Below are 13,465 nucleotides of genomic sequence, written 5' to 3'. Positions count from 1 at the left end.
ACTGGAATAGCGAAATTTATTAAAGCTGTCCAGAAACTCCTTGCTTACGGCTTCTTTTTGGAATTGGTCTGGAGTCAGTCCCATTGTATCAATCGTCCCCTTCCTCAGCTCCAAAAATTGTACCGCCTGGTCTGGCACAATCCTGTATATTATACGACCGATATATGGTCTTCCTTCAAAATAGTCTTCATTTGCTTCCAGGACTATCCGCTCATCTGTCTTCCACTCCACAAATCTATAAGGCCCTGTTCCAATAGGGTGCCGGTTGGCAGGATGGTTATTAAAGTCTCCTTTCTCAAAAATATGCTGGGGAATAATTCCCATACCCCAACTTTCCAATCCAGGAGAGAAAGGCTCCTTATATATTATCTTCACTGTGTAAGGGTCAACAATTTCAAGCCTGTCAATCATAAGGTAATCCGAGGCATAAGGCGTCCTAGTATTGGGGTTGACCAACTTTTCATAAGTAAATTTAACATCTTCACTGGTGAAAGGTTCTCCGTCATGCCAGTTCACGTTTTTGTGAAGATGGAAGGTAATTACCAACCCGTCTTCAGATATATCCCATGATTCTGCCAGTTCTCCTATCAGCTTAAGATTTTTGTCATATTTCACTAACCCATTATAGACATAACCATTTATGTCACCGGAAGCGCTGTCACTGGCAAGAATAGGATTCAAATAACTGGCATCTCCAATAGATGCCTCGATGATTATATCTCCATAGGCTGGTTGGGGAGGATGTTGTTCACTGGTAGGTGTTCTATCCTTTGGTTTAGGGGAGGGTCTTTTTGCAAAATAGAAGAGTACCCCAGTAAGAGCAACTACTATCACTATTAGGACAAGAATTGTAATGACTTTTCTCATTTCTTCTCTTTACTATTCTGGATGTCCTACCGGGATAATGTAGAGTGGTATATTATCTTTTGGTAGATACAGCGCTTTTTGCACAGCAGTGTCGCTAAATGCGCCAATAGGAGCGGAACCCAAACCCAGACAGACTGCCTGAAGGTGAATATTCTGGGCTATATGGCCTGCCTCTATATGAGCATACCTCATGCCCCTCTCTCCATATTTCCAACATATTTTATCGTATACGCAAGTAATCACAAAATCGACTGCTGCCCCGGCGATTGCTTCCTGCCATAAAGCAGCGCGGGAAAGAGCAGAGCGGAGGTCTTTGTCCGAAATCTCTTTTAAACTGTGGTTTGAAGGAAAATAGTGAAAGACTCCATTGGGAGAAACGAGATAGATTTCCATGGGATAGAGAGCGCCTGCAGAGGGAACAGTCTTGGAAGCACCTGTCACCGAATCGACATCCCTTTGCCCATACGCAGCCCAGAGAAGCTGAGAAATCTCCTCTAAAGACAATTCTTTCTTACTGAAGCTTCTAACCGAATGCCTGTTTACTATCGCCTCCTCAAGGCTCATCCTGCCAATTGTCTTAGGCGAGGGTAATTTAATATTTTTCTCCTTCACTTTTCCTCTACCTCCTTTGAGAGCTGAGGAGTCTACCTGCTCTAAGAACATTCCCAAAAAGGAAAGAAATAGAAAAGATAAAATAAGAACTATCCTGAACAGAATTCTTCTCATCTATCTCCTGAAACAGTAGACTATTCTTTACGTTTGGCTATTTCTGCTTCAATAATTTGAATTGCTTTTTCCGCTTTCTCCCTCTGGTCAGCTACCAGAATAACTACATCACCCTCCTTAACTCCGAAAGCTTCCTCGATGTTCCTTTTGTCTTGTTTATTGAGACCATATTTTGGTAGTTCATCGGTGGAAATAAATCCTTTAACCCCGGCTTCTTTCTCAACTTTCTTAGCCAGGCTATCTGTGAGCTTCTGGTCTTCAATAAGAACTCCAGCAAATCCTTCAGCTTTTATTCCCACAATGACTCCTCCTGAATCTAAGACCTCTCTTATTACATGGGAATTAGTTTCGCTGAGCAAATCGTTTATCTCCTTCATCCTTTCTCACCTCCTTTCGCTTCACTTCAGTCGGTGACCTGCCTGCTCACCAACTCGCAGGCGTCGCTAACACGTTCCTCCTTATTCGTCGGAACAGCGACCCTCCTTCCGAAAATGGGGTCAAAAAATGGGGTCAACTCTTTTTTATATTTTTTCAGTAATTTGAGGAAATAGGCAAAATCTTCCTTTCCTCGGAAAACTATTTGACGATTATTACCTCTATCAAGAACATGGAAAGGTATATTAGGAACAATAATCCTTAATGGTCTTGTCATATTAAATAATCATAGCACAAGTTGTTAAAGAAAATAGAGTTGACCCCATTTTTTAAAGGGCGGTAGAGACCAGGGTTTCCGTAGCGGAAACTCCATCGATTGCCCTAATATTCTTAATCACCAATGAAGTCAGGGCATTTAAATCAGGTGCCTCCACAGTGGCTACAATGTCCCACCGACCAAAGACAGCCTGAACTTTTTTGACCCCTTTTACATCTCTGATTTTAGAGAGAACCGATTCTTCCTTTCCTGCTTCCAACCTGAGTAGAATTAATCCTACCATTAACCATCACCCCCTTATTTACCGCTATAACAGCAAAGCGCTGTCCTTAATTCTACAATTTCGCTTCTCGTAAAAGTTTTGCCATTATCTCCGAGGAAAGTGGCTCGATATAGAAACCAGAACTCCAAGAGAAACCTTCGACCTTCAAAATATGGGGAAGTATCTCTAAATGCCAATGGTAATCCTTATGTATTGTTTTCCAGTAACCTACCTTTGGCCGCATGTAAGGTATGGAGTGGATCATATAGTTGAGTGGCGGATCCTCCAGCAGTTTACAAATCTTGCTTAAAGTCACTTTCATGATAGCTGCAAAATCAAAAAGTGTGCTATCATCTTCCTGAGTAAAATCTGCATTGTGTCTTTTGGGAAGTATCCAGGTTTCAAAAGGAAGACGTGGAGCAAATGGAACATAGGAGATGAAAAATTTGTTCTCCTTAACTATTCTTAGACCCGCCTCCAACTCTTCTCTAACCACATCACAGAAAATACAACGCTCTTTCTCTCTGTAGTAACTTTTAGCATTTTCCAATTCGCCTTTTACACTTTCGGGAGTAAGAGGTAGAGCAACCAACTGAGAATGAGTGTGTCCCAATCGGAAAGGAGAATTGGGTCTTTGATTCTTGAAAACTATGGCGTATCTGAAACGCTTATCTCCTTTCAAATCGACGATTCTTTTCTGATAAACGATAAGGGCATTCCTTATTTGTTCATTAGGCAAATCACTTAAGTTCTTGATGTGTTCAGGACTCTCTATTATTAACTCGTGTGCTCCCACATTATTCATTACATCGTATATGCCCACACCACGCCTCTCCAATCCCATCTCTATTTCCAGTGCTTTCTCTTTGCTGGGAAAGACTCTTACGCTCCAACCCGGTTGGTCCGGCAGAGTACCAGGCTTTCTCAAAGCATAGATTTCTTTAGGTGTCTCTTTTTCATTTCCCGGGCAGAAAGGGCAGGGCTTCTCCTTGACCCTTACTCCAGGCTCCAAAGATTCGAAGAATTCTTCTTTCCCCTTAGTGTTGGTAATAATCCACCCTCCGGAAATTATATCTTTTCTCAATTCAGCGCACATTTTTTTCTCCTCAAAGTCTTAATTAATTCATTGTAAGAAAGGGTGTTTAATACGTCTTTTCTTTCAAGCCAACCTCTACGAGCAACGGCAACTCCTAAGTAGAGATTCTCTATCTGATTCAGGGTGTGAGCATCTGTTCCGATTCCCATAAGGATACTCTTCTCTTTTGCCTTCCTGCAGTAGATATCATATAGGTCAAGCCTCTCAGGATAGGCATTGATTTCTAAGAAAGTCTGTGTTTCCTGAGCAGTCCTTAAAACTTTCTCCATATTTAGTGCATACGGCTCCCTCTTACCTAACAACCGGCCTTGGGGATGGGCAATCATATGCACATACTTATTCTCCATCGCAGAAATTATTCTTTTCGTTAGCTGCTCTTCTGACTGTTTGAATCCTGTGTGAATGGCAGCGATAACCAGGTCGAGTTGAGATAAGAGCTCATCGTCATAATCTAACGATCCATCGGAAAGGATATCCACTTCCGTACCGCAAAGAACCATAAAGTCTTTACTCTTTTTGTTAAATCTTTTTGTCTCTTCTATCTTCTCGTAGAGTACATCAGGACGGACCCCTCCAGCAACCTTCAAAGATTGGGAATGGTCACAAATTCCTACCCACTCCAGCCCCATACTTTCTGCCTTTTCTGCAATTTCTGATAGTTTCCCCACGCCATCGCTATGCCGGGAATGAACGTGCAAATCACCTTTAATGTCATTCTCTGTAATCAGCCTGGGAATCTTATTTCGCGAAGCCATCTCAATTTCACCCGAGGCCTCTCTTATTTCCGGGGGGATATACTGAAGTCCCAATTTCTTATAGACCTCCTCTTCGGTCTTGCCAGCTACCCTTATTTCCTTCACTGGTCTTGTGGCAACAGCTCCCTTTCCCCTGGTGGAAACTCCACTTGACCTCTTTCCCAGTTTAAACAGACCATATTCGTTTATTTTATACCCTTTCTTTCGACCCAGCTCGCGAAGGGCAATATTATGGTCTTTAGAACCAGTGAAATACATCAGTGCAGCCCCGTAAGATTCTGGCTTAATCACTCTCAGGTCAACCTGTATGTCCTCATCGAGAATTATGCTTGATTTCGTCTCTCCCTGAGCCAGTATTTCTTTCACCTGAGGAAGATTCACAAATTTATCCATTACTACATCGGATTTCTTTGCCGTACATAAGATATCTATATCTTTAATTGTCTCTTTCTTTCTGCGAATACTACCAGCCAGATTTATATTTTTAACATCAGGACACTTCTCCAATTCTTTTATGATTGGTTTTGCTAAAAATAGTGCTGCGGAGAGAAGAATCCTTTCCCCACCTTTTCTCACCATTTGAATGCCTCTTACAATATTCTCTTCGGTCTTCTCCCCCAAACGGCGAAGCTCGCTCAAACGGTGTTCTTTAGCTGCTTTTTCCAGTTGAACAAGGCTTTTTATTTTTAACTCCTGATATAGAGTTTTTGCCGTTTTGGGCCCAATTCCAGGAACAGACATGATTTCCAGAAGCCCCTCGGGAAAAACTTTCTTTAACTCCTCAAAATATTTTAATTTACCCGTTTCCAGATATTCCTTAATTTTTTTCGCTATCCCCTCTCCTACGCCGGGTATTGTTTCCAGTCTATCATTACTTGCGAATTTCTCTATTGGTTCGGTGAGACTGGCAATATTCTGAGCTGCCTTCTCATAGGAACGCACTCGGAAAGGATTCTCTCCTTTCAATTCTAAAAGTTGTCCGATTTCCTGGAGTAATTTTACAACTTCTTTGTTTTTCATTCCCTATTTACTCCCCTTCCACCTCTCTCAGGAACTTTGCCGCTGCTTCTGGGGAGGGTGGATTAATATAGAAATCGCCACCCCACTCAAAGCCCCTGGCAAGCATAGCATGGGGCAGAATCTCGATGTGCCAGTGGTAATCCTGTTTAATAGTCAGCCAGAATCCTGCCTCGGGAACCATAAAGGGAACAGTATGAAGAACAAAATTTAAAGGAGGGTCTTTCAATAACTTGACAGTCTTCATAATAGTAGATTTCAATTTCTCTGCCAGTTCCCAGAGGTCTTCTGCAGGTACATTTGTAAAATCGCATTCGTGCTTTCTGGGAAAAATCTGGGTTTCAAATGGAAAGCGGGAGGCAAAAGGAGCCAGAACGATAAATTTATCTCCAGCGCTAACAATCCTCTCATGGGAATATAATTCTTGTTTGATTATGTCACAGAAAATACACCTTTCTTTCTCTTCATAATAACTTTTGGCTGAAGATAACTCCTCCTTAATACTTTTAGGAATCAGGGGCAGAGCGATTATCTGGGAATGGACGTGTAGCATAGAAATTTCTTCCCCATAACCCTGATTACGGAAGATGAGACCATATTTCAGAAGAGAATTCTTTTTCAATTCATTTAACCTAACCTGATAGACACGGAGAACTTTCTCTATCTGCTCAAGGGGAATCTTCGAAATATGGGTGATATGTAGAGGAGATTCAATTACAATCTCATGGACTCCGTATCCATTTATTGTATCAAAGAAGAAGAAGTCACCCACTCCTTTTCTTTCCAGCTCCTCATTGAGCCCTACCACTCCAAATTTACTGGGAATTACACGCACCGCCCACCCAGGGGTGTCGGGTTTACTCCCCTCCTTACGGAACGCAAATGCTTCTGGTGGAGTTTCCAGTTCTCTCCCTTCGCAAAAAGGACAATCCCTCTCCCGCTCTTCCTTGCGGACAGTGATTAAACCAATTGGTGTATCCACCTCCTTCCTCGTAGCAGTAATCATCCATCTTCCGGATATGGGATCTTTTCTTAGTTCTGACATCTTTTCCTCCCTATGTGAATTCAACCCCTGCAAAAATTAGGGTCTCAGGGGCTGGATAAATCTGCCTGTGCTATTTGTTCTCTACTTCACAACAATACCTGCATATCCTACAACCGCGGAATAATCCCCTGAGGCTTCTGCACTGGTATTGTACAACACCAGCTCACTCTTCTTTGCCCCTAACTCTTTACAGGCAAAAATCATTGTAGCCGTTGGTCCTGGACCACACATTGAAATATCATTTTCTATTACTGTCTGCAGTAGATTTTCTGGATCGAGTTTTAAGATTTTATCAATTGCCAACTTGTCTTTTCTTTCAGCATCCTTTTGGGACTCATAGTGGGTCATATCCGACGAAGCAACAATTAGACAAGGAGCTTTAGATTTAGATTTAATCACTTTAGCTATTACTTTACCCAATTTTTTACAGGTGGAGACTCGATGGTCCCGCATACAAATGGGAATCATGGCAAAATCAGTCTTGAAATACTGAATAAATGGAAGCTGAACCTCCAGCGAGTGTTCGGATAAATGAGCCTGTTCATCCTCCTGTGCTAAATCACCAGCCTGGGAAAGTAACTCTTTTGCCAGGGAAGAATCTATTTCTACTCTGCCATTGGGCATTTCCCACTCACCTTCTGTCATTATGGAAACCTCTGCGCCAATACCAGTATGGTTAGGCCCAATGATAATAATAGTATCGGGTAGGTTAATCTTAGAATAGACTGCTCCAGCTACCTTTCCTGAATAGAAATATCCTGCGTGGGGAACCACTATTCCCAAAACGTCCTCTCTCTCAATATCGCTCCTGAGATATTTCCCAACCTGTTCTCTTAGTGCTTCCGGGTCTCTCATATAGAACCTTCCTGCTTGTGTTGGTTTTCTAATCATCCTTCCCCCTTTTAACTTTTATTAATTGACCCTACAGAGCTTGCACTGTCTCTAAATGTGCTAATCTTAAAGGTTCAGGAATCTTTTCTCTTCGGCAACAAGTGAGGATGACGTCCGATGCCTGATCCAGGTCGATCCTGTACCCTTGAGAAACGAATATGGGCTTTACATTTTTCTTAGTGCGCAGAACCGCCCCAACCAGCTCTCCCCCTTCGTCTTTCAAAAAAGTATAAGCTCCTTTTAAATTTACAGGCTCCTCATAATGGCCATATAAAATAGACTTGGCACAGCCAATCGTGGGAAGCCCTAACAAAAGACCCATGTGGGTAGCCAGCCCAAATCTCACGGGGTGTGCAATTCCCTGACCATCAAAAATGATTATATCGGGAGATCTTTCCAATTTTCTTAAGGCAGCTATTAGAACAGGACCCTCGCGAAAGGTGAGTAGCCCGGGAAGATATGGAAATATTCTCTCAGAAGCTTCCATAGCTCCCTTTTTTTCCACCAGTTTCAGCTCAGGGAAAGTAAGCAAAACTACACTACCATAAGCCTTTCTCTTCTTCTCATCATACCCAACATCGCAACCGGCAATAAAACCTATCTCACTTATAGACTTAAAATAACTTTTCAATACAACTTTGTTTCTCAACTTCTCCTGGATTTCTCTAGCCTTCTCGGGAGATACCTGCCAGGAATGAAGATTCTTAACTTTCATATTCTAAATTTAGCAAATTTTATACTGGTATTGCAAATAAAAATTTATTGTCAAAAGGTCTGTCTCCAACCTCTTTCCAACCCTAATTCATCTGCCATCTTCAACACTGCATCATATTCTGTTTTAGAGATTCTTCTTGAGAGTTCCGGAAATTCAAAAGCCAGGTGAGCAGGATGGTATTGAGCCATAATGGACATATAAGTATTTTGGGAGATATTCTTGGCAATGAATTCTAAGACTCCTCGAGAACCAACTATGTCTTCAGGCATAACTAAGTGGCGAATAAGAAGTCCCTGCTTGGCAATCCCTTCTTTATCCATTTTCAGGTCGCCGACTTGCCGATGCATTTCTAGAAGTGCCTTCTTGTTGACTTCAAAATAGTCGGCTGCCCTGGAGTATGTCTGAGCACTTTGGGAATTGGAATACTTGGCATCAGGCATATAGATATCCACTATACCATCCAGAAGTTTGAAAGTCTCCACAGAATCGTATCCACCCGAGTTGTATACAAGAGGAATGTTTAATCCCTCTCCTACTGCAAGCTCTAAGGCCTCGACGATTTGGGGAACAAAATGGGTAGGGGTAACAAAATTTATGTTATGTGCCCCGAGTTTTTGTAACTTTATCATCATTTTAGCTAATTGAGAAATCTCCACTTCCTGGCCGTTTCCCAACTGGCTAATGGGGTAATTCTGACAGAAACAGCAACGAAGGTTACAGTGGGTAAAGAAGATGGTGCCCGAACCACGATAACCTGAAATTGGTGGCTCTTCACCGAAATGGAGGTTATAACTGGAAACAGCTGTTCTTTTTCCTGCTCCACAAAAACCTTTCTCATCTTGCAACCGATTTACCAGGCATTTCCTGGGACAGAGGTGACATTTCTTGAGTAATTTATTAAGCTCTTCCTTTCTCTTTTTTAAGATACCTCTCTCATAAAGTTCAACGTAACTCATCCGATTCCGTCTTTTCCATTTCCAACTTTTTTCTTAATTCCTTCTCAATTTCCAATTCGCTTTCTGGCTCCTTTTCTTCTTTTATTTCTTCTTCTTTTATTTCTTCTTCTTTTCTTCCCTCCACTTCGGATAAGAGCCTCTGGGTTTCTTTACCAAGAGTGGACATTTCCACTCCATACCACTTAGCAATCCCTTCCCAGCTCATTTCCTCTTCCCTGAGGATACTAATCTCATCGGCTCTCTTACCTGTGGCGGTTGCCAGAATCAAAAGCTTAATAATCTCTTCTGTCCCATAACCTTTCTCTTCCAAAGCCAGAACAACGCCCTGTTCAATGTGAAACTTGCTCGCAATTTTCTCCTCGATTGTCTTTGGTTCTGGAGGTGGTTTTCTTCCCCATCCACTAAGGAAAGCAGGAAATAGTATAAGTGTCAGAAAAATCCACAAAAAAAGAACCAATCCGAGTTTTCCTTTTCTCATATTTCCTCCTGACTAAATTCTTCCATTGGCAGAGCTATCGCTCTGCAGCTACAACTTTTTGCTTCCCTCCCTTTCAGGAGGACTCCATAGACTCTGGAGTCCTTGCGAAAGCAAGGTTACTCCTCCCCCTATTTCATCGGAGGCTCCAGATACATAGACCAATTTGGTCGTCACTCTTTAGAGCCCCGGTTAATTCTCTACTTCTGGCACTTTGGACAAAAAGTAGTTCCCCTGCCAGCAAGTCTAACAAACTCCAACGGTGTCTTACATTTAACACAGGGCTCCCCTCCCCGTCCATAGACCCGCAGGCGAGAGTGGAAACTTCCTCTTTTTCCTTCTACATCAACATAACTACTTAAAGACGACCCCTTGTAATCTATAGCTTTCTTTAAGACCTTCTTTATTTCAGAAAATAGTAACTCCACCTCATCTCGCTTCAGCCGGTGAGCATGTCTTTCTGGATGAATTCTTGCCTTGAATAGTGCCTCTTGAGCATAAATATTTCCCACGCCAGCTAAGAACTCCTGATTCATCAATAGAGGTTTAATTTTAGCCTTTCTTTTATTTAACATTTCACCGAAAACCTTGAGCGTAAAACTACCTTCCAGAGGTTCCATCCCCATCTTAGCAATGGAGGGAACTCTCTTCCAGTTTTCTACTAATCTGATTTCTCCCAGATGTCTACTGTCGTTAAGGTTCAAATATTTGCCGTTTGACAGGAGAAAGGATACCCTGTTCTTTGTATCCCTCTTTCCGTAAATTAGTTGACCGGTCATTCTAAGATGTATCACTATCTCCTTCCCAGAAGATAATACTAAAATTAAGTACTTTCCTCGACGAATAACCTGTTTAAAATTTCTGCCTTCAACTTCTTCCTTAAATCTTTTCGGGGAAGGCTTTTTTACCATCCTATCTGTGTTTATTTCCACTCTGTTTACTTTCTTTTCCAAGATTCTCTTTTCCAGTCCTCTTCTTATTGTTTCTACTTCTGGCAATTCAGGCATTTTTTCCACTCATCTTTTGGATTTTTTCTTTTGCACTTCCAGATGTTTCTGATAATACTTAGAGAATCTATGAGTGCCTTCCCCTTTGGTAACAAAGAACATTAAATCGGTCTGGGCTGGATATAAGGTGGCCTTAATTGCGGCTAGACCAGGATTACAAATAGGCCCGGGTGGTAGACCAAAATGGATATAAGTATTATAGGGGGAGTCAACTTTTACATCTTTATAGGTCAACTTCTCCTTATGTTCTCCCAGCGCATACTGAACCGTAGCACAAGATTCTAAATACCACCGTTTCTTTAACCGGTTATGGAAAACAGCAGAAATTAATGGTCTCTCTTCATCCTTGACGGCTTCTTTCTCAATTACGGAAGCCAGAATTACTGTATCCCTTTTTGTAAACTTAAACTTCTTTCCTCTCTCTTCCATCTCTTTTGTAAACACCTTATTGAATTGGTCGACCATTATACCTATAATTTCTTCTTCGGTAGCATCGTAATCAACAAAATAGGTTTCCGGAAAAAGGTAACCCTCCAGTTTTCTCTCCTCAACAATTTCTAAAAACCTATCTTTTTCCCCCAATCCTTTCTCTTCGATTAACTGGGCAATCTGACGAACAGTAAATCCTTCCGGAACAGTCAATTTTATTTTCTTGCTTTTTCCTAAAACAAGTTTACTAATAATTCGCCAAGTGCTTTCTTTTGAATTTATTTCATAAATTCCTGCCTTAATTTTTCTATGCCCCCCTCTTAGTCTAAGAAGAAACAGAAAGTAATTCTTACTGGAAATTAAATTTTCCTTTTCAAGTAATTCCGCTACCTGCTGGGCAGTCACTCCCTGTTCTATTGTTACCAGGGAAGTTTTACTATAGCGCGGAGACAAAAAGAAGACCATTAAATTTACCAGACTTAATAAGCACAGGATTATAACACTTATTTTTATTACTTTCATTTATTGCTTTCCTTGCTTTTCTCTTTTTGATTGTACTCAATACTGTCCAAATAGTTTTGTAAAATTATACAGGCAGAAAGTTTATCCAAAATATCTTTCCGTTTTTTCCTCGATAAATCTGCCTGTAGAAGCACCTTCTCTGCACTAACAGTTGTTAACCTTTCATCCCAAGTCACTATAGGCACCTTTACCACCTTTCCCAAAACTTTCATAAATACCAGAACCTCTTTCCCTTTCTCCCCAATAGAGCCATTCATATTTTTAGGTAAACCAATAACGATCTTTTCAATTTTGTTTTCATCGACAATTGTTTTTATCTCCCCAAGCCAACTACGAGTTGCATTTCTCTTTACAACTTTTAGACTACCAGCAACCATATTTGAAACATCGCTCATTGCCAACCCAATCCTCTTCTCTCCATAATCGATCCCTAAAATTTTCATAGCTATTCCACACCAGCAACGAAACCAAATCTTTCGCTACTCCTTGTCACCCTAAAGGGCGACCGACCTAATCTGGTCGGGCACTCTTCAGAGTGCCGAAGCTTTGCTTCGCTACTCCTTTCCCAAGCATACTGCTCAATCTGTGATTGCCATTTCTAATGGGGAAGGGCTTGCTTTTTGCTCCCTTTCAAATTTTTCGAAATAGACGCTTTCTTTCCCCATTATCTCTTCCATTAATTCAGAAATTGTAACGAACCTATATTTTTTCTTTTTCAATTCAGAAACGATTTTAGGAAGAGCTTCCAAGGTAGCATCTAATCCATTATGCAAAAGAATTATTCCTTCATCTTCCGTTTTGGAAACCGTCCTTTGATAAATCACTTTACTGGACGGGCAGCCATAATCACCAGGATAATCTGTCCAGAGAATCATCTTGTATCCAGTTAGGGTAGTGGTTACAATTACCCTGTTGTCATATCTCCCGCCAGGGGGACGAAAGAGATATGTGTCTTTTCCAGTGATTTTTTTGATTAATATACGGGTCTTGTCTAATTCTTCAAGGATATCTTTCTTAGACAATTTAGTTAAATCTGGATGGCTATATGTATGGTTGCCTACATCGTGTCCTTCCTTCCATATCCGTTCCAGTAACCATGGGTATTTCTCCACCATCTTTCCCACTACAAAGAAAGTCGCCTTAACACCCTCTTTGTTCAGCACCTCCAAAATTTTTAGTGTGGCGCTGGGGACCGGGCCATCATCAAAGGTAAGGGCTATCTCCTTAAAACCGCCAGGAGAGAAGGGGAGAGAACGGAGCTCCATTTCACTCTTCCGGGAAATGATAGCTGCCACTCCCATAAGCAATAAGAAAGCCATAACCAGTATGACACGATACCTCTTCTCCAGTAACTTATCTTTCAATTTCTTGATTATCATTTTAGATTTACTTCTTCTATTATCCTGTAAGTGGGTCCTTTGGAACTGAGCTGACTCTCCATAACCAGCACTTTGTCCACAGAAAATTCTCCTACATCACACCTTTCCCAGTCCTCGATTTTCTTAGCCAATTTCCCCTTTCCCTTGGGGGACCTGACCCTGCCAATCGTTAAATGAGCAGAAAACTCTCTTTTCTCTTTGGCAAATCCTAAATAGGAAAGGTTTTCTTCAATCCTTTCACTTAAATTTTTCAGTTCCGCCTTGCCTTCGTTTACGCCAACCCAGACTACTCGTGGAGACCTCAGATTGGGAAAGCTACCTAACCCAGAAAGGTGAATCCTGAAATTGGAAATCCCTGAGACGGCAAGTTTTGTCTTTTCAATTACTCCGGAAAGTTTGTCCTCACTTACCTCGCCGAGAAATTTTAGAGTGATGTGGAGGTTTTTAGGCTCAACCCATTTGACATCTGTGTCTCCTTTCCTCAACTCCACCTGAATTTGAGCAATATTTTCCCTCGCTTCACTGGATATTCCTACAGCAATAAAAGTTCTCATCCTTAAAGTCTCCAATAGTTCCATGTAGTGTAGCCCTTTATGGGCGTAATTTTTACGGGCATAAAGCCCTACACTACTTATATCAACAACCCACTGGCAATTTTTAAATTATAACAG

17 protein-coding genes are annotated in these 13,465 nt (G+C 41.4%); all 17 read right to left on the bottom strand.

The genetic code is table 11. The features are described 5' to 3' along the window. A partial coding sequence (locus tag VMW39_04380) for an ABC transporter substrate-binding protein (GenBank protein ID HUW23249.1) occupies window positions 1-867 on the bottom strand: 867 nt, incomplete at its 3' end. Between the two features lie 12 nt (window positions 868-879). Beyond that, on the bottom strand, window positions 880-1,593 hold the full coding sequence (locus VMW39_04375; protein ID HUW23248.1) for a SagB/ThcOx family dehydrogenase: 714 nt from the start codon (window positions 1,591-1,593) through the stop codon (window positions 880-882). A gap of 20 nt (window positions 1,594-1,613) precedes the next feature. Then, a complete protein-coding gene (locus tag VMW39_04370; GenBank protein ID HUW23247.1) occupies window positions 1,614-1,970 on the bottom strand; it encodes a GAD domain-containing protein in 357 nt (118 codons plus the stop codon). Between the two features lie 26 nt (window positions 1,971-1,996). After that, window positions 1,997-2,245 carry a hypothetical protein gene (locus tag VMW39_04365; protein HUW23246.1) on the bottom strand — a complete coding sequence of 83 codons (249 nt, stop codon included), beginning with the start codon at window positions 2,243-2,245 and terminating at the stop codon, window positions 1,997-1,999. Window positions 2,246-2,297: 52 nt separating this feature from the next. Continuing rightward, the gene (locus VMW39_04360) at window positions 2,298-2,528 is read right to left on the bottom strand and encodes an Lrp/AsnC ligand binding domain-containing protein (protein HUW23245.1); all 231 of its coding nucleotides are present in this window, start codon (window positions 2,526-2,528) and stop codon (window positions 2,298-2,300) included. 52 nt (window positions 2,529-2,580) lie between these two features. Beyond that, complete coding sequence (locus tag VMW39_04355) at window positions 2,581-3,603, bottom strand: DUF4931 domain-containing protein (GenBank protein HUW23244.1); 1,023 nt, start codon at window positions 3,601-3,603, stop codon at window positions 2,581-2,583. Beyond that, window positions 3,588-5,378: a DNA polymerase/3'-5' exonuclease PolX gene (polX, locus tag VMW39_04350; protein HUW23243.1), complete on the bottom strand. Its 1,791-nt coding sequence runs from the start codon at window positions 5,376-5,378 to the stop codon at window positions 3,588-3,590. The genes VMW39_04355 and polX overlap by 16 nt, the downstream gene beginning before the upstream one ends. Before the next feature lie 7 nt (window positions 5,379-5,385). Beyond that, the gene (locus tag VMW39_04345) at window positions 5,386-6,420 is read right to left on the bottom strand and encodes a galactose-1-phosphate uridylyltransferase (protein HUW23242.1); all 1,035 of its coding nucleotides are present in this window, start codon (window positions 6,418-6,420) and stop codon (window positions 5,386-5,388) included. A gap of 81 nt (window positions 6,421-6,501) precedes the next feature. Then, window positions 6,502-7,311, bottom strand: a complete 810-nt coding sequence (gene amrB, locus VMW39_04340) for an AmmeMemoRadiSam system protein B (protein ID HUW23241.1) — start codon at window positions 7,309-7,311, stop codon at window positions 6,502-6,504. 31 nt (window positions 7,312-7,342) lie between these two features. Beyond that, window positions 7,343-7,960 (bottom strand): endonuclease V, encoded by a 618-nt coding sequence (locus tag VMW39_04335; GenBank protein HUW23240.1) that lies wholly within the window; start codon window positions 7,958-7,960, stop codon window positions 7,343-7,345. A gap of 116 nt (window positions 7,961-8,076) precedes the next feature. Next, entirely contained in the window at window positions 8,077-8,982 is a 906-nt protein-coding gene (locus VMW39_04330) for a radical SAM protein (protein ID HUW23239.1), read from the bottom strand. After that, window positions 8,969-9,460, bottom strand: coding sequence for a hypothetical protein (locus VMW39_04325; GenBank protein ID HUW23238.1), 492 nt, complete (start codon window positions 9,458-9,460; stop codon window positions 8,969-8,971). Before VMW39_04325 ends, VMW39_04330 begins: the two co-directional genes overlap by 14 nt. A gap of 197 nt (window positions 9,461-9,657) precedes the next feature. After that, complete coding sequence (gene mutM, locus VMW39_04320) at window positions 9,658-10,464, bottom strand: bifunctional DNA-formamidopyrimidine glycosylase/DNA-(apurinic or apyrimidinic site) lyase (protein ID HUW23237.1); 807 nt, start codon at window positions 10,462-10,464, stop codon at window positions 9,658-9,660. Between the two features lie 9 nt (window positions 10,465-10,473). Next, window positions 10,474-11,415, bottom strand: coding sequence for an endolytic transglycosylase MltG (gene mltG / locus VMW39_04315; protein HUW23236.1), 942 nt, complete (start codon window positions 11,413-11,415; stop codon window positions 10,474-10,476). Then, complete coding sequence (ruvX, locus tag VMW39_04310; protein ID HUW23235.1) at window positions 11,412-11,858, bottom strand: Holliday junction resolvase RuvX; 447 nt, start codon at window positions 11,856-11,858, stop codon at window positions 11,412-11,414. Before ruvX ends, mltG begins: the two co-directional genes overlap by 4 nt. 135 nt (window positions 11,859-11,993) lie before the next feature. Next, on the bottom strand, window positions 11,994-12,794 hold the full coding sequence (locus VMW39_04305) for a polysaccharide deacetylase family protein (protein HUW23234.1): 801 nt from the start codon (window positions 12,792-12,794) through the stop codon (window positions 11,994-11,996). Continuing rightward, window positions 12,791-13,348: an RNA 2',3'-cyclic phosphodiesterase gene (thpR, locus tag VMW39_04300; protein ID HUW23233.1), complete on the bottom strand. Its 558-nt coding sequence runs from the start codon at window positions 13,346-13,348 to the stop codon at window positions 12,791-12,793. The genes VMW39_04305 and thpR overlap by 4 nt, the downstream gene beginning before the upstream one ends. Window positions 13,349-13,465: the final 117 nt, after the last annotated feature.

The sequence above is a fragment of the bacterium genome, from assembly GCA_035530055.1.
GTDB lineage: Bacteria > UBA6262 > WVXT01 > WVXT01 > WVXT01 > WVXT01.
The sequence above is the reverse complement of the archived record's forward strand: the minus strand, read 5'-3'. Positions and strand labels throughout refer to the sequence as shown.